Origin of the sequence: Streptomyces sp. NPDC007264 (genome assembly GCF_042869095.1) — a bacterium.
Classification (GTDB): Bacteria; Actinomycetota; Actinomycetes; order Streptomycetales; family Streptomycetaceae; genus Streptomyces.
In genome coordinates this window covers 80065-101040 of record NZ_JBIAFD010000015.1, presented here as the reverse complement: position 1 = coordinate 101040, position 20976 = coordinate 80065, and the positions used below count along the sequence as shown (strand labels likewise).

The 20976-nt window shown below is 73.2% G+C and carries 16 protein-coding genes and 3 pseudogenes; 8 read left to right on the top strand and 11 right to left on the bottom strand.

The window, feature by feature from the left end; translation table 11 throughout:
• Positions 1-30: 30 nt before the first annotated feature.
• The 7 genes and pseudogenes from ACFYMU_RS24530 to ACFYMU_RS24500 all read right to left on the bottom strand — a co-directional run bounded on the left by ACFYMU_RS24530 (position 31) and on the right by ACFYMU_RS24500 (position 7912).
• Positions 31-2847 (bottom strand): NHLP bacteriocin export ABC transporter permease/ATPase subunit, encoded by a 2817-nt coding sequence (locus ACFYMU_RS24530; protein ID WP_388376914.1) that lies wholly within the window; start codon positions 2845-2847, stop codon positions 31-33.
• Position 2848: 1 nt separating this feature from the next.
• On the bottom strand, positions 2849-5083 hold the full coding sequence (locus ACFYMU_RS24525) for an NHLP family bacteriocin export ABC transporter peptidase/permease/ATPase subunit (protein ID WP_388376912.1): 2235 nt from the start codon (positions 5081-5083) through the stop codon (positions 2849-2851).
• On the bottom strand, positions 5080-5886 hold the full coding sequence (locus ACFYMU_RS24520; protein WP_388376910.1) for an HlyD family efflux transporter periplasmic adaptor subunit: 807 nt from the start codon (positions 5884-5886) through the stop codon (positions 5080-5082). Before ACFYMU_RS24520 ends, ACFYMU_RS24525 begins: the two co-directional genes overlap by 4 nt.
• 164 nt (positions 5887-6050) lie before the next feature.
• Positions 6051-6266 carry a type A2 lantipeptide gene (locus ACFYMU_RS24515; RefSeq protein WP_388376908.1) on the bottom strand — a complete coding sequence of 72 codons (216 nt, stop codon included), beginning with the start codon at positions 6264-6266 and terminating at the stop codon, positions 6051-6053.
• Positions 6267-6721: 455 nt separating this feature from the next.
• Positions 6722-6820 (bottom strand): annotated as a pseudogene (locus ACFYMU_RS24510) (thioredoxin-disulfide reductase); the annotation flags it as partial.
• Positions 6819-7241: an arsenate reductase ArsC gene (locus ACFYMU_RS24505; protein WP_388376905.1), complete on the bottom strand. Its 423-nt coding sequence runs from the start codon at positions 7239-7241 to the stop codon at positions 6819-6821. The pseudogene ACFYMU_RS24510 and the gene ACFYMU_RS24505, both read right to left, overlap by 2 nt.
• A 35-nt stretch (positions 7242-7276) precedes the next feature.
• The gene (locus ACFYMU_RS24500) at positions 7277-7912 is read right to left on the bottom strand and encodes a low molecular weight phosphatase family protein (RefSeq protein WP_388376903.1); all 636 of its coding nucleotides are present in this window, start codon (positions 7910-7912) and stop codon (positions 7277-7279) included.
• A 106-nt stretch (positions 7913-8018) separates the two neighbouring features.
• Between ACFYMU_RS24500 and ACFYMU_RS24495 the strand changes: the two genes are divergently transcribed.
• From ACFYMU_RS24495 to ACFYMU_RS24475, 5 genes are all read left to right on the top strand, one after another.
• The gene (locus ACFYMU_RS24495) at positions 8019-8333 is read left to right on the top strand and encodes an ArsR/SmtB family transcription factor (RefSeq protein WP_388376900.1); all 315 of its coding nucleotides are present in this window, start codon (positions 8019-8021) and stop codon (positions 8331-8333) included.
• On the top strand, positions 8330-9415 hold the full coding sequence (gene arsB, locus ACFYMU_RS24490; RefSeq protein WP_388376897.1) for an ACR3 family arsenite efflux transporter: 1086 nt from the start codon (positions 8330-8332) through the stop codon (positions 9413-9415). Before ACFYMU_RS24495 ends, arsB begins: the two co-directional genes overlap by 4 nt.
• Positions 9416-9646: 231 nt before the next feature.
• On the top strand, positions 9647-9988 hold the full coding sequence (locus ACFYMU_RS24485) for an ArsR/SmtB family transcription factor (RefSeq protein WP_388376894.1): 342 nt from the start codon (positions 9647-9649) through the stop codon (positions 9986-9988).
• Positions 9985-11034 carry a permease gene (locus tag ACFYMU_RS24480; protein WP_388376891.1) on the top strand — a complete coding sequence of 350 codons (1050 nt, stop codon included), beginning with the start codon at positions 9985-9987 and terminating at the stop codon, positions 11032-11034. The genes ACFYMU_RS24485 and ACFYMU_RS24480 overlap by 4 nt, the downstream gene beginning before the upstream one ends.
• A 20-nt stretch (positions 11035-11054) precedes the next feature.
• The gene (locus ACFYMU_RS24475) at positions 11055-11297 is read left to right on the top strand and encodes a thioredoxin family protein (RefSeq protein WP_388376889.1); all 243 of its coding nucleotides are present in this window, start codon (positions 11055-11057) and stop codon (positions 11295-11297) included.
• A gap of 102 nt (positions 11298-11399) precedes the next feature.
• Here ACFYMU_RS24475 and ACFYMU_RS24470 read toward each other — a convergent pair.
• Positions 11400-11626: pseudogene (locus tag ACFYMU_RS24470) on the bottom strand (ArsR/SmtB family transcription factor); the annotation flags it as partial.
• Between the two features lie 303 nt (positions 11627-11929).
• Between ACFYMU_RS24470 and ACFYMU_RS24465 the strand changes: the two are divergent.
• Positions 11930-13297, top strand: coding sequence for a S1 family peptidase (locus ACFYMU_RS24465; protein ID WP_388376887.1), 1368 nt, complete (start codon positions 11930-11932; stop codon positions 13295-13297).
• A gap of 92 nt (positions 13298-13389) precedes the next feature.
• Here ACFYMU_RS24465 and ACFYMU_RS24460 read toward each other — a convergent pair.
• Positions 13390-15545 (bottom strand): annotated as a pseudogene (locus ACFYMU_RS24460) (SpoIIE family protein phosphatase).
• A 538-nt stretch (positions 15546-16083) separates the two neighbouring features.
• Here ACFYMU_RS24460 and ACFYMU_RS24455 point away from each other — a divergent pair.
• Together ACFYMU_RS24455 and ACFYMU_RS24450 are read left to right on the top strand one after the other, a co-directional pair.
• Entirely contained in the window at positions 16084-18585 is a 2502-nt protein-coding gene (locus ACFYMU_RS24455; RefSeq protein ID WP_388376884.1) for a SpoIIE family protein phosphatase, read from the top strand.
• Between the two features lie 41 nt (positions 18586-18626).
• A complete protein-coding gene (locus ACFYMU_RS24450) occupies positions 18627-19148 on the top strand; it encodes a metallophosphoesterase family protein (protein WP_388376882.1) in 522 nt (173 codons plus the stop codon).
• Between the two features lie 38 nt (positions 19149-19186).
• On the opposite strand, the gene ACFYMU_RS24445 is transcribed toward ACFYMU_RS24450, so the two are convergent.
• Positions 19187-19852, bottom strand: coding sequence for an SRPBCC family protein (locus ACFYMU_RS24445; RefSeq protein ID WP_388376880.1), 666 nt, complete (start codon positions 19850-19852; stop codon positions 19187-19189).
• A gap of 10 nt (positions 19853-19862) precedes the next feature.
• Entirely contained in the window at positions 19863-20975 is a 1113-nt protein-coding gene (locus tag ACFYMU_RS24440; RefSeq protein ID WP_388376877.1) for an XdhC family protein, read from the bottom strand.
• Between the last annotated feature and the right edge of the window lies 1 nt (position 20976).

The following is a 20976-nucleotide window of genomic DNA, read 5'->3' as shown; positions in this document are numbered from 1 at the left end:
CCGGTCCCGCTTTCCCCCACACCCGGACGATCAGGCCATCTGACGGCGCACCAGCTCGTGCAGTCGGCCGCCGGTGTCCGCGAGCAGCTGTGCCGGAGGGCCCTGCTGGGCGACCTTGCCGTCCTCCATGACGACGACGCGGTCCGCGTCCAGCACCGTGGACAGACGGTGGGCGATCACGATCCTGGTGGCGTTCAGGGCGCGGGTGCTCTCGATGACCCTGCGCTGGGTCTCGTTGTCCAGCGCGCTCGTCGCCTCGTCGAAGAACAGGATCCGCGGCCGACGGATCAGCGCCTGGGCGATCATCAGGCGCTGGCGCTGGCCACCCGAGATCGCTCCGCTTCCCTGGACGATCGTGTGCAGCCCCATCGGCATGCGCTTGATGTCCTCGGCGAGCCCCGCCATCTCGGCCGCCGCCATCGCCTCCTCCGGCGTGTACGGCTCGGTGCCGCAGATGACGTCCAGCAGGGAACCGGTGAACGGCTGGGCGTGCTGCAGCACCACCCCGCACTGGCGGCGCACCGCCGACCGGTCGAGCGCCGCGAGATCCTGGCCGTCGTACAGGACGCTGCCCGACACCGGCCTGTCGAACCCGATCAGCAGGCGCAGCAGGGTGGACTTGCCGCAGCCGCTGGGTCCCACGATCGCCACGAACTCGCCCGGCCGCACCTCGAAGGAGACGTCGTCGAGGACCAACGGCCCGTCGTCGCCGTAGCGGAACGAGAGCCGGCGCGCCTCGACGGCGCCGGACAGGACGCCCGGCCGGGTGCTCGCCGTGCGCACCTCGGGCGTCGCCTCCAGCACCGGCTTGATCTCCTCGAACAGCGGCAGCGCCGCCACCGCCGAGACGAACGCGCCCGTCAGCTGGGTGACCGAGGTCAGCAGCATGGTCACCGACGTGGTGAAGGTGAGGAAGTCGGCGGCCGACAGCGCGCCCTTCGCCGGGCCGGCCAGCAGCATGAACAGCCCCAGCGAGCACAGCGGCAGATAGACGGCGCCCATCACCGTGTTCAGGTTCTTGATCCGGCCCGCCTTCTGCTGCAGTTCGCGGCTGCGGGCGAACTCGCGCGCCCAGGCGGCGTACGCGTAGTTCTCGGCCGCCGCCACCCGCAGCTTGGGCAGGCCGCGCAGCGTCTGGAACGCCTGGTTGTTGAGCTTGTTGGTGAGCCGGACCAGCCGCCGCTGCCAGCGCACCTGCCACAGCCCCAGCCCCAGGAACACGGTGGCGATCACCACCAGCATGCCGATCGCGGCCAGCGCCATGGGCACGCTGTACCACAGCAGCAGCCCCAGGTTCATCGCGCCCACCGTCACCGACTGGGCGACCACCGGACCGACGCCCGCCAGCAGCCGGCGGATCGCGCTGATGCCCATCGCCGCGCTGGCCAGCTCGCCGGTGGAGCGCTCGGCGAAGAACTTCGTCGGCAGCCTCAGCAGGCGGTCCCAGACCGCCGGCTGGAGCGTCGCCTCGACGCGCCCCTCCAGTCGCAGGATGCTCAGGTTCTCCAGCAGCATGAACGCCGCCCCGACCACGCCGGTCACCATGAGGGCGAGGCACACCTGGACGATCGGTCCCTCCTGCGCCCTCGGGACGTACTGGCCGAGCACCTTGCCGGTGGCCACCGGCACCAGGGCGCCGATCACGACGGTCACCAGGCCGCTGAGCAGGAGGTTGAACAGATCGCCGCCCGTGCCGCGCATGCTGAACCGCAGCAGCCGCAGCGGGTCGAGCCGCTGCTCGGGCAGCGGACGGTAGAACATCACGGCCCGCGGTTCGAACTCCGCCGCGTTCGCCTTCTCGATCGGTGTCTCACGGCCCGACGACGGCTGGACGGCGGCATAGCCGCCGCGCCGCCACAGCAGCGCGACGGGCGCGCCGGACAGGGCGCGGTGGCCCACCAGCGGGCCGAGGTTCTCGTGCCACCAGCGTCCGTCGAGCCGGACCGCCCTGGCGCGGACGCGGGAGGCGAGCGCGATGCGCTCGACCGGGTCGAGACGGTCGCTCTCCGTGCCGCTCTGCGTGGGCTCGGCGAGGGTGATCCCGGCGGCGCGCGCCACCAGCCGGCAGGCCGCGTACGTGGCGTCGGCGTCGGCCGCCGTGGTGCGGGTCGCAGACGGCCTCCCGATCGAGGCGAGCAGCGTCCGGTCGGCCTGCGCGCGGACGGCCTCGCCCGCCCTGATGCCCGCGGCCGTGCGCGTCTCGTGGGTGCGCTCCAGTTGCTCGATCCACCGGTCGAGGGTGGCCAGCAACCGGTACTGCTGGTCGACCATGCCCTGCCACACCGCGGGATCCATCAGCAGGTCGGCCGCGGCCTGGGCCCCGTACAGGGAGCCGTACCGGACGCTGCCCGGCGGCACCTGCATCCAGAACACGTCGTCGTCGGTGATGTCGGCGGCCCGTTCGGTGGCCATCGGCGCCTGGAAGAGGATCGACAGGCCGCGGCCGACGCCCAGGGCGAGGGCGTACTCCAGCGGGCTCGTCGTCGGTGGCACGTACTGCGGGTTGCCGTACTCGTCGTACGACCAGGTCTGGGTGTCGGCCGGCTGGTACAGCTCGCGCAGTTGGATGCGCCGGACCACGCAGTCGCGCACCGGCCGGGCGACCAGCGTGTGCTGGGGGCCGGCCACCGGGCCGAGCAGCAGGGAGCCCGCCTCGAGGCGGCCGAGGTGGTGCCAGTGGCCCTGCACGGCGGCGTCCACCGCGAACAGGTCCAGCGCGCCGGCCGCGACCAGCCACAGGACCTGCGGTCCCTCGAGGTCGAGTCGGCTCCGCCCGGAGCAGTCGATCGGGGCACCCATCCGGCCCAGGGCGTCCAGGACGAGGTCTCCCTCGTGCACCGCCGTCATCTCACCGCTCCCTGACCAGCTCGGCATAGGCCCCGCCTGCTGCCACCAGGGCGTCGTGCCGCCCCCGTTCCACGATCGTCCCGTGCTGGAGCACGACGATCTCGTCGCTGTCGCGCACGGTGCTGAGCCGGTGCGCGATCACCACGCAGGCGCAGCCGCGCTTGCGCAGGTTGTCGATCACGGTCTGCTCGGTCTCCGCGTCCAGCGCGCTGGTCACCTCGTCGAGGACCAGGATGCTGGGGTCGCGCACCAGCGCCCGCGCGATCTCCAGCCGTTGGCGCTGCCCGCCGGAGAAGTTGCGCCCGTCCTGCTCGACCCGGCTGTGGATGCCGCCCGGCCGGCGGGCCACCACGTCGTACAGGGCCGCGTCCCGCAGCGCGGCGGTCACCGCGTCGTCCGGGATCGACGGGTCCCACAGCGCCACGTTGTCGCGGACCGTGCCCTCGAAGAGGAAGACGTCCTGGTCGACGAAGGAGACGGAGGCGGCGAGCGCGCCGCGCGGGATGTCCTCCAGACGCTGCCCGTCGATCCGGATCACGCCCTCCCACGGCGCGTACAGACCCGAAATGAGCCTGGACACCGTGGACTTCCCGCTGCCGGAGCCGCCGACCAGCGCCACCTGCCGGCCCGGTCCCACCGTCAGGCCGAACCCGCTCAGCAGCGGCTTGTCGAGCGGGCTGTAGCCGAACGTGATGTTCTCCAGCTCGACATGGCCGTGCAGCCGGCGCGTCGACTCGCCGCCGCCGGAGCGGCCGTAGAGCGGGTCGGCCTGGAAGTTCTCCACGTCCTTCAGACGGGCCACGTCCGCCGCGAAGTCCTGGATGCGGCCGGCGACACCGTTGAGACGGGTGATCGGCGCGGTGAACCGGGTCACCAGGGCCTGGAAGGCGACCAGGAGACCCACCGAGACATGGCCCTCGACCGCCCGCAGGCCGCCGATCCACAGGATGAGCGCGCTGTTGAGCGTGGCGAGCGTCGGCGCGACCACCCCCAGCCAGGCGCTCGGCACACCGAGCCGCTGCTGCTCCTCCAAGGTGGTGGCGTGCTGCCCGGCCCACTTGCGGAAATAGCCGTCCTCACCCCCGGTCGCCTTCATCGTCTCGATCAACTGCAGGCCGGTGTAGGCCGTGTTGGTCAGCCGTGCGCTGTCCGCCCGCAGCTTCGCCGTGCGCGTCGCCCGCAGCCGGACGGCGACCCGCATCGCCACCAGGTTGAGCAGCGCCACGCCGATGCCGACGAACGTCAACTGCCGGTCGTACGTGTACAGCAGCACCGCGTAGAGCACGACGACGACCGCGTCGACGCCCGCGGCGGCGAGGTCTCGGGCCAGCGTCTCGGCGACGGCGTCGTTGGACTGGAGCCGCTGCACCAGGTCGGCCGGGCTGCGCTGGGCGAAGAACGTCACCGGCAGGCGCAGCAGATGCCGCAGGAAACGGGCGCTGGAGAGAGTGGAGGAGATGATCCGGCCGCGCAGCAGGTTCGCCTGCTGCAGCCAGGTCAGCACCACCGTGAGCAGCACGCACACGGCCATCGACGTGAACAGCACGCCGAGCAGCGAGGTCTGTTTGCCGATCAGGAACATGTCGATGTAGGTGCGGCTCAGCGCGGGCAGCGCCGCGCCCACCGCCACCAGCAGCAGGCTTGCCAGGACGGCCGCGGGCATCGTGCCCGACGTGCCGCGCAGCCGGGCCGGCATGGCGCCCAGGACGCCGGGCCTGCGGCCGCCCCTGGTGAAGCCCTCACCCGGTTCCATCACCAGCACGACCCCGGTGAAGCTGGTGTCGAAGTCCTCCATCGGCACGAAACGCCGGCCCTTGCCGGGGTCGTTGACGTACACGCCCCGGCGGCCGAAGCGGCGGCCCATGCCGTCGTAGACGACGTAGTGGTTGAACTCCCAGAACAGGATCGCCGGCGCCTTGACCTCGGCGAGCGCCGCCGTGTCCATCTGCATGCCCTTGGCCGTCAGGCCGTAACTGCGGGCGGCCTTGAGGAGGTTGCTGGCGCGTGACCCGTCGCGGGAGACGCCGCAGGCGATGCGCAGTTCCTCGAGCGGGACATGCCGGCCGTGGTGGCCGAGCACCATGGCCAGCGAGGCCGCGCCGCACTCCACCGCCTCCATCTGGAGCACGGTGGGGGTGCGGACGGTCTTCCGCCTGGCCTTGGGCAGGGTGCGCCTCGGCGGCGCGGCCCGCCGTCTGCCCCGCACCGGAGGCAGGGTGTCCTGGGGAGCGGTCACGGCAGCAGCCAATCGACGGGACGCTGATCGGCCATGCGGATCGAACCCGTGGCCAGGGTCATGGAGGAAAGAGCGAACGGCGGGCCCTGCGCGGACGACCAGGCGTAGCCGCTCTCGGTGCCGGAGGACCGGTCGAGCCGTACGAGCACGGCCACCGGCCGGCCCTTCCTGGTGAACTGCTCGCCCAGCTGACCGTCCCCGAGGAACGCCGCGATCCGCTGCGGGGACTGGGCCGTGCGGTCCACGGACTTCACATGGCCGCGCAGCACGCCGTACCGCTGGGCCGGCACCGACTGGACGGTGAGGTCGACGGAGGCGTTCGCGGGGATGGCGGCGGCGTTCTCGGCGGGTACGTACACCGTCGCGTACAGCGGGTCCGAGGCGTGGGCGACCTTCTCCACCGCCGCCACGTCCGCCCCCGTCCGGATGATCTGGCCGATGGTGGCGGCGAGCGCGGTGACCCGGCCCGCGGCGACCGTGCGGACGACCGAGTCACCCTGGCCGGTGCGGACCCTGAGGACGGGGGAGCCGGCCGGCAGCCGTTCGCCCTCCGTGGCGAGCACGGCGGTGACCTGCCCGGCGACCGGGCTCTGCAGGATGTAACTGCCCTGCCCGTGCGTGAGGACGGCGGGCGCGTTCACCGTGGAGGCCACCGAGCCGGTCACGGCCCAGACGGACGCGGCGGCCACCACGGCGACCGTCACGGTCAGCACGAGCCAGCCCTGGGGGCGGGCGAAGCGCACCGGGAGATCGAGCTCCTCGGGCGACTGCAGCTTGGCGAGGGCCTGTTGGCGGAACTGCACGGGACCTTCCCTCACCTGCGGGGCGACTGAGGACCGGCTCCGGGGAGCCGGCCGGACTGTGGGTGGGCCGGCCCGCACCCGGGCCGGACGACGGCATCCGAGAGTCCCGGAACCGGGGCGGTTCCGGGACTCAACGGCACTCGAGTGCGATCACTCGAGTGCGATCAGAGACCGGCGACCAGACCGGTGACCGGGGCCGCGTTCAGGCCGGTGACGCCCTCGACGGTGCCGACCACGGTGTTGACCAGACCGGACACCGGGGCGACGCCGTCCACCAGGCCGGTGACGGTGCCGACGGCGTTCAGCTGCAGGCCACCGGAAACGGCGTCGAGCTCGGCGTCCGAGATCTCGGCGGTCTCAACCCGGGGGGTGGAGTTCATGATGGAACTTCCCTTCATATGGATATTCACAAGGGGGAGAGCGGCCCCCTCTGGGAACAGATGGCCGGCCGCATCCGCGGGCGCCTGACACCCGTTGCCGGGAGCCTCGTCGGCGTCCCCCGCGGTGCAACGGATCAAAGCACGCCGACGCACGGCGATTCCAATCAACCAGCGCTCTCACCAGGGAACTTGATGTTCCGACAGCTCGATCCGTGCAGGCGCGCGCACGGCTTGGCGCCGACTTCTTCACATGCTGCGCGGCATCGACGCGCGCGGTCCCTTGCCGCCCGGACTGCGAATGGGACAGTCCCCTCCCAATGGCGCGGCACCCGGCGCGCGACTGTGCAGATCCGTCGTGCGCAGTGACTTGCTTGCGCATTCGATGTGCAGATTCGCGGAAGCCCGTATTCCGTCCGAAGAGGGGGACCGAACGTGGTCGCCCCGTCGCGGAGCGTGCCGGAGCGGTTCTCGGTGACGGCCTGGCGGTAGGTGTGGTCGACGACGTCGCCGGCGGCGAAGGCGCCGGGGATGTTCGTGGTGGTGGTCACCGGGTCACTGGTCCTGCTTCGCGTCGATCTCGGCGATCAGCGCCTCGATGCGGCTCCTGATCTCGTCGCGGATGGGGCGGACGGCCTCGACGCCCTTGCCCGCGGGGTCTTCCAGGGCCCAGTCGAGGTACGTCCTGCCGGGGAAGACCGGGCAGGCGTCGCCGCAGCCCATGGTGATGACGTAGTCGGAGGCCTGGACGGCCTCGGGGGTCAGCACCTTGGGCCTCTGGTCGGAGATGTCGATGCCGGCTTCCTTCATGGCCTCGACGGCGGACGGGTTGACCTGCTCGGCCGGGATCGATCCGGCCGAGCGGACCTCGATCCTGTCGCCGGCGAGGTGCGCGAGGAAACCGGCGGCCATCTGCGAGCGTCCGGCGTTGTGCACACAGACGAACAGCACGGATGCGGCAGGAGCGGTGGTGGACATCGTGTTCTCTTTCTTCCTCGGTGACGCCGCCGGGATCAGGCCCGGGGCAGGGTGGAGAGCAGGCTGGTGATGTGCGCGTCGATCGCGTCGCGGATCGAGCGGACCGTCTCGACGGGGGCGCCGGAGGGATCGGCGACGGGCCAGTCCAGGTAGCGGCGGCCGGGCACCACCGGGCAGGCGTCGCCACAGCCCATCGTCACCACGACGTCGGCGGCCCGGATCACTTCGTCGGTCAGCGGCTTGGGGAAGGCGTCCGTCAGGGTGACGCCCGCCTCGGTCAGGACCTGGGCGACCTCCGGCTCGATCCCGGCGGCGGGGTCGGTGCCGGCGGAGGAGACGATCACGCGTCCGCCGGCCCTCAGTCGCAGCAGCGCGGCGGCCATCTGGGAGCGCCCCGCGTTGTGACTGCACACGAACAGCACCCGCGGCGCGCCCGCCCCGGGCTGACCCTGGACGTGGGCCAGGGCGTCCAGCCGCTCGGCGGCCAGACGCTCGGCGAGCACGACCAGGTGGTGGTGCACGCGGGCGGTGTCGGCGAGGCGGGTGTAGGAGTCGACGAGCAGGTGCTGCACGGTCTGCGGGGAGAAGCGCCCGGCATGCCGGTGGGCCAGGCGGGCCGCTCCGGCGGCGAGACGCTGGTCGGGCAGGACGGGAGGCGGGGATGCGGTCATGCGAACCCTCCGGTGGGGCTCTGGCGGTGCGGGCGGACGGGCGTTCCCGGTGGCGGCCAGGGGCCGGGGCTGGCATCAGTTCCGGCCGATGTGACAGTATCAGTGCATGCTGACGTCAGTCGACACTGAACTGATCAGGGTGCTCGCCGACCCCCTGCGGATGCAGATCGTGACCCTCCTGGCACAGGAGACGCTGTGCACCACGCATCTGGTGGAGGAGACCGGGGCGCGGCAGACGAACCTGTCGAACCATCTGAGAGTGCTGCGCGAGGCCGGGGTGGTGGAGACCGAGCCGTGCGGCCGGTTCATCTACTACCGGCTCAGGCCTGACGTCATCGCCTCGTTGGCCGGGCAGTTCGCCGAGCTCGCCGAGACCGCCCGTGCCACCGCCGCCGCCGACACCAAAAGGGCCTGCCCGTGACCCGTACCGAAGTTCCCGCGACCGCCGAGGACGCCTCCGTCGTCGCCAGGCTCTCCACCCTCGACCGCTTCCTGGCCGTATGGATCCTGGCCGCCATGGCCGTCGGTCTCGCCCTGGGCCGCGCCGTCCCCGGCCTGAACGATGCCCTGAGCAAGGTCGAGATCGGCGGGATCTCCCTGCCGATCGCGCTGGGCCTGCTGGTGATGATGTATCCGGTGTTGGCCAAGGTCCGCTACGACCGGCTCGACGCCGTCACCGGCGACCGCAGGCTGATGGTGTCCTCGCTGGTGATCAACTGGCTGATCGGCCCGGCGGTGATGTTCGCCCTGGCCTGGATCTTCCTGCCGGACCTGCCCGCCTACCGCACCGGCCTGATCATCGTCGGCCTGGCCCGCTGCATCGCCATGGTCATCATCTGGAACGACCTGGCCTGCGGCGACCGCGAGGCCGCCGCCGTCCTGGTCGCCCTCAACAGCGTCTTCCAGGTCGTCGCCTTCGGCGTGCTCGGCTGGTTCTACCTCGACATCCTCCCCGGCTGGCTCGGCCTCGGCGACGGACAGCACCTGGACATCTCCCCCACCAAGATCGCCCTCAACGTCGTCATCTTCCTCGGCGTGCCCCTCGCCGCCGGGTTCCTCACCCGCCGCATCGGCGAGAGCCGGCTCGGCCGCGAGAAGTACGAGAACGGCTTCCTGCCGAAGATCGGGCCGTGGGCGCTGTACGGGCTGCTGTTCACGATCGTCATCCTCTTCGCCCTGCAGGGAAAGACCATCACCTCCCGGCCCGCGGACGTCGCCCGCATCGCCCTGCCGCTGCTGGCCTACTTCGGTGTGATGTGGTTCGGCACCTTCGCCCTCGGCAGGACCATCGGCCTGCCCTACCGGCGCACCGCCACCCTCGCCTTCACCGCCGCGGGCAACAACTTCGAACTGGCCATCGCCGTCGCCATCGCCACCTTCGGCGTCACCAGCGGCCAGGCCCTCTCCGGCGTCGTCGGCCCCCTCATCGAGGTCCCCGTCCTGGTCGCCCTCGTGTACGTCTCGCTCGCCTGGCGCCGCAGGTTCCCCACCGCCCTCCGGTAGCGCACGGCCGCACCCGCTCGGGCCGCCCGGCACACGCCGGGCGGCCCTTCCCGACGCACCCGGCCGAGGACAGGGGCCGTTCGGCCCCATCAGGCGGGACCTTCGCCCCGCCCGCCGGGCCCGCCGCGGGCGGAGAATCAAAGCGACACCTCAAATTCCATTGAAGTGACACGAGGGCGACCCGGCCGTTCGAAGGCGCCCGCGCGACCGGCCCGGAAAGGCCCCACTCCCATGGCTGACTCGAAACTCACTGAAGTGACCGTCCCGCCGCCCGGCGAGGTCCACAACGGCGTGGACCGGTCGGTGTCCCTGCTGCAGGCGGTCGCCGACCCCGTCCGCTGGTCGATCCTGCAGCGGCTCACCGGCGGCCCGGCCTGCGTGTGCGCACTCCAAGAACACCTGCCGATCGCAGGAAACCTGCTCAGCTACCACCTCAAGGTGCTGCGCGAGAGCGCCCTGGTCACCACCAGCCGCCGCGGACGCTGGATCGACTACACCCTCGCCGGCGACGCCCTCGCCCGCCTGCACGCCGCCCTGCCCGGCCTGCCCGCACCGGGGAGGGTGAACCTGTGAGCATCACCGAACGGCTGCCCGCCTCACCCCGACGACGCGGCCTCGTCCTGGTCGGCGCCGCGGCAGCATGGATCACCGCCTACCAGCTCAACGGCCCGCTGTGGGACCGCCTCCTGTACGACGCGGCCGGACTGGACCCCGCCGACCGGCTCACCGGGACGATCCACTTCTTCTGCTACGACACCGTCAAGATCACCCTGCTGCTGACGGGGATCATCTTCGTCGTCACCGTGCTGCGCTCCTACATGAGCATCGAACGCACCCGCGCCCTGCTCGGTGGGCGGCGCGAGGGCCTCGGCAACGTCATGGCCGCCGGACTCGGCGTCATCACCCCGTTCTGCTCCTGCAGCGCCGTGCCCGCCTTCATCGGCTTCGTCGCCGCCGGCGTCCCCATCGGGGTCACCCTGACCTTCCTGATCGCCAGCCCCCTGGTCAACGAGATCGCCGTCGGACTGCTGTTCAGCATGTTCGGCTGGCGCATCGCCGCCCTCTACGTCGCCGCCGGACTCCTGGTGGCCATCGGCGCCGGCTGGACCCTGGGCCGCCTCGGCGTCCAGCGGTGGGTCGAACCGTTCGTGTTCGAGACCCGGCTCGGCGGCCGGGTCATCGACTCCACCGCCGGCCTCACCCCCGCCCAGCGCATCCAGATGGGCACCGAAGAGGTCGCCACCATCCTGCGCAAGATCTGGCCCTACCTGCTGGTGGGCATCGGCCTCGGCGCCGTCATCCACGGCTGGGCCCCCGAGGACTTCTTCACCACCTACGCCGGACCCGGCAACGCCTTCGGCGTCCTGGTCGCCGTGGGTATCGGCGTCCCCCTGTACTCCAACGCCGCCGGCATCATGCCGCTGGTCCAGGCCCTCCACGAGAAGGGCCTGCCCATGGGCACCCTGTTGGCCTTCATGATGAGCGTCGTCGCCCTGTCCCTGCCCGAGATGATCCTGCTGCGCCGGGTCCTCAGGCCCCAGCTCCTGGCGACCTTCATCGCCGTCGTCGCCACCGGCGTCACCGCCGTCGGCTACCTGTTCAACCTCATCCTCACCTGACCGGAAAGGACCCGACCCCCGTGATCATCAAAGTGCTCGGCCCGGGCTGCGCCAACTGCCGGACCCTCGAACGCCACACCGAAGAGGCCATCCGGACCCTCGGCCTGGACGCCACCATCGAGAAGGTCACCGACTACGCGGCCATCGCCGGCTACGGCATCATGCGCACCCCCGGCCTGGTCGTCGACGACAAGGTCCTCGTCTCCGGCCGCGTACCGGCCCCGGCCGAAATCCGCGACCTGCTGGCCGCCTCCGCCGGCTGACACCCGGCACCGCCCCGGCCCCGGCGCGAACGGGACCGGGGCGGCGTGCCGCCGCGGAAACGGGGCGCGTCCCGCACGGTCGGCCGGTGACGCCCACGAGCACCGCCCCATGGCGGCCGCCACCGTCGGCGCGATCCGGTAGTACACCCGGGTCCCGCGCCGCTCGGAGGTCGGCAGCCCCGCCTCCTTCAGCTTCTTCAGACGGTGCGAGACCGTCGGCTGCGACACCCGGCATCGGAGATGTCGCCCACGCACGCCTCCCCGCCCGCGCGGGAGGCCACCGCCGACAGCAGCCGCAGCCGCACCGGATCCCCCGGCGCCTTGAACATCCTCGCGGTCCGCTCGGCCTCCGCCGCGCCCGGCGGACGCTCCGCCGGCGGGCAGTACGGCACCCCGGCCTCCGGCTCCGGCTTGCGATGCACCGCACCACACGCCTCGGGGACCCGCCCATCGGGCGGACGCCGTCACTTTCGCAATACGCCCTGGCGACAGGCCAACCAACGCGCAACGTCTCAGCCAGTTGTCGTGACGCTTGAACACCCCACCTGGCGCGTGCGTATCAACAGGCATCCAGGCGCCCCCAGTTCAGCTGACGGACGGCGGTGACGCCCCCGTCCCCAGGAGGTCGAGAGTTGAGTCACAAACGCATACCCAAGCGCAAGGCCGCGATCGCGGCGGGAAGCGTGGCGGCGCTCGGAGCTGCGGCCCTACTGCTGCCCAACGCCAACGCGTCGCAGACGGACTCGTCGGACGCCGCGCCGAAGACGTTCAAGGCGGCGGACGTCCCGGCCCTCGTCTCGCAGATCGCCTCGCAGCTGGGTGACGCCTTCGCAGGCTCCTACTACAGCGCGGACAAGCAGCAGATCGTCGTCAACGTGGTCGGCGACAACAGCAACGTCGTCAACACGGTCAGAAAGGCGGGCGCGGTCCCCAACCAGGTGCGCAACAGCACCTCCACGCTCCGGACCGCCGCCACGGAGCTGAGGACCAAGGCGGCGATCCCCGGCACCGCGTGGTCCGTCGATCCCAAGACCAACGAGATCCGGGTCACCGCCGACAGCACGGTCACCGGCACCGAGTGGGACACGCTGCAGTCGACGGTCAAGAGCCTCGGCTCGGGCGTGGCGACCGTCAAGAAGTCCGCGGGTACCTTCAAGCCCTTCGTGTCGGGCGGCGACGCCATCTTCGCGCAGGCGGGCGGCGGCGGTATCCGCTGCTCCCTCGGGTTCAACGTCACCGCGAGCGACGGCAGCCCCGCCTTCCTGACGGCCGGTCACTGCGGAGTCGCGGCGAAGCAGTGGTCCGACTCCCAGACCGGTCAGCCGATCGCCACCGTCGACCAGGCCACCTTCCCCGGCAACGGCGACTTCTCGCTCGTCAAGTACGACGACCCCGCCACCCAGGCCCCGAGCGAGGTCAACGTCGGCAACGGACAGACCGTCCAGATCACCCAGGCCGCGGACGCCGTGGTGGGCCAGCAGGTCTTCCGGATGGGCAGCACGACCGGTCTGCACGACGGCACCGTCACCGGTCTCGACGCCACGGTCAACTTCCAGAGTGAGACCGTCCCCGGTGGTGTCGACACCGTCACCGGCCTCATCCAGACCGACGTCTGCGCCGAGGCCGGCGACAGCGGCGGCTCCCTGTTCACCCAGGACGGCAGCGCGATCGGCCTGACCTCGGGCGGCAGCGGCGACTGCACCGCCGGCGGCGAGACCTTCTTCCAGCCGGTGACGACGGCGCTCCAGGCGACCGGCGCGACGCTCGGCGCGGGCGCCGGGGGCGGAGCCGCGGGCTCGGGCGACCAGGGCGCGAACCCCGGTGACACCGCGAACCCCGGCGGCCAGAACGGCGCCGGAGACCAGACGGCGAGCCCCGGCGACCAGAGCGGCGCCGGTGACCAGGCGGGCGGCGCGGCCGACCAGTCGGGCGGCGACCAGTCCGGGCAGTCGACGGGCAACGGCGCCGAGGACGGCTCCGGAATCGTGACGAGTCACTGATCCCGGTGCCCTGACGGGCCCCGGCGGACGTGCGGCGGTCCGGCCCTCCGGCGGGAGGGCCGGACCGGACCGTTCCGCACCCGCCGTGGACCTCACTCCCTCGTTCGCGCCCGCAAAATGAGCAACGCCACGTCGTCCAGCCGCTCCTCGGCCGACGTGTCCCGTACCAGCCGGTCGGCCAGCGCCTCCAGCGACTCGTCGTCGCCGTCCGCGAGCACCTCGCCCAGATCCGCCAGGGCGCACTCGGTGTCCACGCCGGGGGACTCGATCAGCCCGTCGGTGTAGAGCGCGAGCACGGCACCCGGCGCCAGGGCGAACTCGGTCGTCGGATACCTGACCGGCCCCTCGACGCCGAGCAGCGGCCCACCGGCCAGGTCGAGCACCCGGACCCGCCCGTCCGGCCTGCGCAACAGCGGCGGCGGATGCCCCGCCCGCGCCATGACCACCCGTCCCCGGCCGGGATCGAGCCGGAGGTAGACACAGCTCGCGAACAGGTCGGTGCCCAGGTCGAGCAGCAGCCGGTTGGTGCTGCGCATCACCTCCCCGGCGACTGGCCGACGGCCGTGTACGCGCGTACGGCCGTACGGATCTGGCCCATCAGGCCGGCCGCCGTCACATTGTGCCCCTGTACGTCCCCGATCACCGCGGCCGCCCGCGCCCCGGTCGGCACCAGGTCGTAGAAGTCGCCCCCGATGTCCATGCCCCGCGTCGCGGGCAGATACCGCGCGGCCGCCTCGACACCGGGCAGCGACGGCAGGGAGTGCGGCAGCAGCGCCGCCTGCAGCCCGTGCGCCAGCTGCTGCTTGGCGTCGTACAGGAGCGCCCGCTCCAGCGCCTGGGCGATCAGTCCGCTCAGGCTCGTCAGCACGGTCCGCTCGTCGGCCGGGAAGGCGTGCGGTTCCGCGTACGCGAGCACCCAGGTGCCCACCGGCCGCCCCGAGGCGATGAGGGGCAGATACGCCCACGCGGCCATCCCGTCCGGTGTCGTGTGCCGTGCCGGATACAGGTGCTCGAGCTGCTGCCGGGAGTCGAAGAAGGCGGGCACCCCGCTGGTCAGGACATGGGTGCCGGGGACGGGCGCGGTCAGCGGCACGCCGTTCCAGCGCTCCACGACGGACGGGTCCGGATAGCCGCGGTGCCCGAGCACATGCAGCCGTCCGCCGTGCGAGCCGAGGATCACCAGGGCCTTGCCGCCGACGGTGGGCGCGATCTCGTCCGCGACCAGCCGCACCACGTCCTGCACCCCGACCGCCTCGGTGAGCGCGCTCGCCAGGCTCAGGACGTGCGAGATCGTCACCAGCCGGGTGCCGCTCCCGCCCGGGACCGGCTCGCCCGCAGCCGGGTCGGCGCGGCTCGTCCGGGAGACCGCGCGCGCCCGGGAGACGCGCATGCTCAGCCCGGTGGTGCTCGGGTAGAGGCGGAAGGACAGCCAGGTGCCGGGCGGGCGCAGCGCCAGGAACGACGTCACGCGCTGGCTGATCAGCGCGCCCCGGTACCGGTCCTCGTACATCGGATCGTCGAGCCAGGGCACCGCGGACCACAGCCGGGCACCCAGCAGGGTGCCGACGGGGACGCCGAGCATCTCGGCCGCGGCAGGGTTCGCGTAGCCGATCCGCCCGTGCATGTCGAGTGCGCACAGCCCGTACGGCAGCCGCGCCACCATCCGGGCCGCCTCGCCCGAGCCGAGCGTGCCGGCCACGGCCGTCATCGGCAGGGTGGCCAGCAGATCGGGCTCCGCGCCCACCTGCCGGCGCTCGGCGACGGCACGCTGCAGGCGCTGTGCGAGCCGGTCGCAGGCCGCCGACAGGGAGCTGCGCTCCCGGTCGGACAGCTCGGACGGGCGGGAACCGGGCCAGGTCACGAAGACCGCGCCGTACTCCGTGTCCGGCGTGGCCACGGGCATCGCGGCCAGGGCGAACGGGTACGGCAGCACCACCGCGATCCGCGGATAACGGCTCGCCATCTGCTCCTCGTCGCCCACCCAGACGAGCCGGTGCTCGCGCAGCGCCTCGGCGACCGGCAGCGGTGCGTTGAGCCCGATCCGCTCCCAGGGGGCGGCGAAGGCCCGGGGGAGCCCCGCCATGACCGCCATCTCCAGCACCGGCTCGTCCGGCGCCAGCAGATACACCGCCCCCGAGTGCGCCTGCACGTCGTCCATCATGGCGGCCAGGGCGAGCGACAGCATGGGACGCTCCACCGGCGCCCGCGCGGCGCCCGGCTCCGGCGCGGGAGTCTCCCCGTCGGGCATGCCGACCACCTCCTCGCACGGCCGTGCAGGGGCCTCAGGCTTCAGGCTCCACCCTGGCGGGGCCGTGCGCACGGCGGGCGACGACGTGCCGGGAGACCGTCCCGCCGGGCACCCGGCCGTCACTCCGGTCCCGCGTCCCGCGCGTGCCTGCCCGTCACTCCGGTCCCGCGTCCCGCGCGTGCCCGGCCGTCACTCCGGTCCCGTCGGCACCCGGCCCTCACCTCCCGTCCACGCGGCCGCGGCTCCTCCCGGTCAACCGGCGTGTCGGCCGTGTCACCCGGCGGACACCCGTACAGGCCGCCGTCCTCCCGGTCGGGCCCGGGGCGGCATACGGCGGGGTCGCGCGTGCGCCCCGCCGATCGGCCCGGCTCCTCCTCCTCGGACCCGTCCGCGAGCGTCCCCGCCGGCCCCGGCGCCCGCTGCCCCGCCGGTCACGCCCGAAGCCGTCGGCGGCTGCCCGCGCCCTGCCCCGGCCCCGGGGGCGGCCGTCCGTCCACAGGGGCTGCGCGAGCGCCGCGGACGCGCTGTAATTGCGGACGTGGTCAGTGAGGGCGCTGAGGGACGCAGCACGAGGACGCTGCGTGCCGGACTTGCTCTCAAGACGCTCACCGCCGATCTTGATCCGCGTGAGCGCCTGCGTCGTGTGCTCGAAAACGTCCTCGTCTTCACCCGCGCGAGCCTCGCCGCCGTCTACACCCCGGACGAGGACGGTGAGCATCTGCGCCTCACGGAGTCGGTCGGCGTGCCCAGGGCGCTCTACGGGCTGCGCGACGCCTACTCCGTCGCCGGAGGGACCCCCGCGGCCCAGGTGTGCCGCTCCCGGCAGCCCCTGTGGCTCACCCCCGCGGACCTCGGCCGCTGGGCCGACCCGCGCCGGCTGCCCACCGGAGGCTTCTCCCTGGCCGTCCTGCCGCTGCGCGACGGCGGATGCCTGACCGTCATCGGCGACGACCCGGACGGCTTCGACACCGAGGAACGCGACTGCCTGCGGATGCTCGCCGACGCCGTCCTCGGCCCCGCACAGGCTCCCGCGGGGACGCGGGCCCTGCCCGGCGGCTCCTTCCACCTCGCCTTGGACAGCGGCCGGGTCGACGTCGACGACGAGGTGCTGGAGCTGTTCGGCATCGACCCGGCCGCGTTCGACGGAAGGGTCGAGACCCTGCTGTCCCGGACCGTGCCGGAGGACCTGCCCTCCTTGATGTCGGTGGTCGAACCCGACCCCACGTCCATCGGCGACCGGGAACTGGAGTTCCGCATCCTGCAGCCCTCCGGCGAGCCGAGGTGGCTGCGGCTGCGAGGACGCATACTGCCCGCCGGCGCGGGCCTGCCGGCACGGCTGGTCGGAGCGGTCGCCGACGCCTCGAAGCTGCGGCCCGCCGTCAGCGACGTGACCCGGGTCCAGCGGCTCGCGGCCGCCCTCGCCACCGCGGGCACCGTCCGCGATGTCAGCCAGGCCGTGGTCGCCGCCCTGCGCAAGCCGCTGCGGGCCGACCGCATCGCCCTCGCCGAACTGGAGGCCGACCGCCTCGTCGTCACCGTGCTCGACCCGCCCGACCCGGAGTCCTGGCCCGAGCTGTGGCGCACCGAGTGGCGTACGGAGTGGCCCGACGCGCCCGTACGCGCCATGCCGACCCTCGCCGCGGCGCTCCGGAACGGCCGGGCCGCGATCTGGCCGGCCGGCACGGACCTGGAGCCCGCGCTCGCCGACGTCGGCCCCGGCGGCCTCGCCGTGCTCCCGCTGCCCGCCGGCGGGCGCATGGCCGGCGCCTGCCTGGTCGGCTGGGACAGTCCGCACGACTTCGGCCCCGAGGAGCGCGCCCTGCTCACCGCGGTGGCGGGCCTCGCCGGACAGGCCCTGGTGCGGGCCCGCGCCTTCGACGCCGAGCACGAGCTGATCGGCATGCTGCAGCGAGCCCTCCTCCCGCGCCGCCTGCCCCCGCTGCCCGGGGCGGTCGCCGTGGCCCGCTATCTGCCCACCACCGCGGGCCTGGAGCTCGGCGGCGACTGGTACGACGTGATCCCGCTGCCCGAGAACCACGTGGCGCTCGTCATCGGCGACGTCCAGGGCCACAACGCCGGCGCCGCCACCCTCATGGGCCAGATGCGCACCGCCCTGCGCGCGTACGCCGCCGAGGGCCACCCCCCGGACGTCGTCGTCTCCCACGCCAACCGGCTCCTCGTGGACATGGAGTCCGACCTCTTCGCGACCTGCTGCTACGTCGACATGGACATGGAGGAGGGAACCGCCTGGTGCGTCCGCGCCGGCCATCTGCCGCCCGTGCTGCGCCACCCGGACGGCACCACGGAGATCGCCGAGTCGGAGGGCGGCCCGCCCCTCGGGGTCCTCACCCAGGCCGACTTCCCGATGAGCCCCCTGCGGCTGCAGCCCGGCGCGGTCCTCGCCCTGACCACGGACGGCCTGGTGGAGTCCGTCGACCTCGACCAGGAGGAGGGCCTCGCGCTGCTGGCCGGCGAACTGTCCGCCTCCGACCCCGGACACCTCGGGCTCGTCGCGGACGCCCTGCTCGCCGGGGCCAACCGCAGCGACGACGTGGCCCTGCTCCTCGTGCGCTACGACGGCATGGCACGGCGTCCGCTGCGCGAGAGCTGGACCGTGTGGCGGGTGCCGGAAGCCGCCCGGCACGCCCGCCGCTTCACCCGCCGCACGATGCGGGCCTGGGGCGTGGCGGAGCAGCTCGACACGATCCTCCTCGTCGTCTCCGAACTCGTCACCAACGCTCTCGTCCACACCGACGGCCAGGTCCGCCTGGACCTCACCCTCGTCAACCACCGGCTGCGCGTCGCGGTCGCCGACTCCTCGCCGCGTACGCCGGTCAAGCCGACGAGCATCGGCTGGGAGGCGACCGGCGGCCGCGGCATCCTTCTCGTGGAGGCCATGTCGATCGGGTGGGGGTCTCTTCCGGTCAGCGGCGGCAAACAGGTGTGGGCCGACCTCCTCCTGCCGGAGCCGCCGACGAGGGCGCCCGAAGAGCCGTCGGCCGGGGCGCCCGAGGAGCCGTCGGCCGGGGCGCCCGCCTGACGGCGGATGTTCCCCTCCGGTCGCCATGACACCCTGGTGTCGTGCGCCTGCTCCTCCTGTCCGACACCCATCTGCCCCGGCGCGCCAGGGAACTGCCCCCGCAGCTGCTCGCCGAACTCCCGCGCGCCGACGTGGTCGTCCACGCCGGTGACTGGGTGGACGTCGCCACCCTCGACCTGCTGGAGAGCCGGTCCGCCCGGCTGCTCGGCGTCCACGGCAACAACGACGGTCCCGCCCTGCGTGCCCGGCTCCCCGAGGTGGCCCGCGCCGATCTCGGCGGTCTGCGCCTCGGCGTGGTCCACGAGACCGGCCCCGCCCAGGGCCGCGAGCGCCGCTGCGCCGAACGCTTCCCCGACCTCGACGTGCTGGTCTTCGGCCACAGTCACATCCCGTGGGACACCACCGCGGACACCGGCCTGCGCCTGCTCAACCCCGGCTCCCCGACCGACCGCCGCCGGCAGCCCCACTGCACGTACATGACCGCGACGGTGACGGACGGAGTGCTGGCGGACGTGGAGCTGCACCGCCTGCCGCCGCGCGCCGGACCTCCGTCGAGCGCCTGATCGGGGCGGGGAGCCGGGCCCGCGTCAGGGGGAGCGGCTCATCGCCGGCCACCGTGGCGAGCACGCCGGAACCGGCGCAGGCTCAGGAACGCCAGCACCGCCATGACGACGGCCGCCGCCGCGCCCGCCAGCCGCTTGGCCACCGGAGCGCCCGCGGTGCGCAGCAGATCGATGGGTTCCGCCTCCGCGGGACGCTCCCGGTCGGTGGCCGCGACCGCGACCGCGGCCGGTTCCGGTGGGGCGCCCCCCGCGGCACCCGGCTCCTCCAGCCGCTGCGCCAGACAGTCCGCGAACTGCCCGACCAGCTTGTCGCCCACCTCGGCCAGCACCCCCCGCCCGAACTGCGCGGGGCGGCCCGTGACCGTCAGCTCGGTGCGCACCGACACGGTTGTGCCGCCGCCGTCCCGCGGTTCGAGCGTGCCCGTCACCGTGGCCCGGGCCGTGCCCTGTCCCCGGGTCTCCCGGCCGCTGGCCGTCAGCACCATCCGGTGCGCGGTCTCGTCCTGCTCCTCGAACACGGCCGTGCCGCGGTAGGTGACCGTGATCGGGCCGACCTTCACCTTCACCGACCCGGTCACGGTCTTGCCGTCGTACTCCTCGACCGTCGCGCCCGGCATGCACGGCGCGATCCGCTCGATGTCGAGGAGCGTCCGCCAGGCGTCGTCGACCGGGACCGGGACGGTGAACTCGTGGTGCAGCTCCATGTGTTCCTCCTCACTGCGGTGCGGGACCGGCCGGGTGGATCGCCCCGGCCGTCGCCGTCAGCGGTGCCCCGCTGCCGCCCCAGCGCAGCGCGACGATCTCGGCGGCGACGGACACCGCCACCTCCTCGGGTGTCCGCGCCCCGAGGTCCAGGCCGATCGGGGAGCGCAGCCGGGCGAGTTCGGCCGCCGAGAGTCCCGCCTCGGCCAGCCGCTTCGTCCGGTCGTCATGGGTGCGGCGGCTGCCCATCGCCCCGATGTAGGCGGCGGGGCGGCGCAGCGCCTCCTCCAGCAGGGGCACGTCGAACTTCGGGTCGTGGGTCAGGATGCAGATGACGGTGCGCTCGTCGGTGGCCGTCCCCTGCAGATAGCGGTGCGGCCAGTCCACGACGACCTCCACCCCCTCCGGGAAGCGCTTCGGCGTCGCGAAGACCGGGCGCGCGTCGCACGCCGTGACCCGGTAGCCGAGGAAGGCGCCGATCCGCGCGACCGCCGCCGCGTAGTCGATGGCGCCGAAGACCAGCATCCGCGGCGGCGGCGCGAACGACTGCAGGAACACCGTGACGGCGTCCTCACGCCGTTCGCCGTGGGGCCCGTAGTGCCGCTGCCCGGTGGCACCCAGGGCGAGTTCGCCGCGCGCGTCGGCCGTCACCGCCGCGTCCAGGCCCGCCGGGCCCAGCGAGCCCGAGACGGCGTCCGGCCAGACGGCGATCGTGGCCCCGCGCGGCGCGGGACCGTCGACCACGGTCGCCACGGTCACCGGGCGCCCGGCGGCCACCGACTCGGCCACCGCCCCGAACGAGACGTCCTCCCGCGCCGTCACCCGGCGCACCAGCAGCGTGATCTCGCCGCCGCAGGTCAGCCCCACGGCGAACGCGTCCTCGTCGCTGTAACCGAAGGTCGCGACCCGGGCCTCCCCCGACTCCACGACCTCCTGGGCCAGTTCGAACACGGCGCCCTCGACACAGCCGCCGGAGACGCTGCCCAGCACCTCGTCGCCGGGACCCACGGCCATCGCCGCCCCCGGTCCGCGCGGCGCGCTGCGGCTCACCGCGACGACGGTGGCGAGCCCGAAGGGGGATCCCGTCGTGTACCACCGGTGCAGCGCAGGCAGGATCTCACGCATC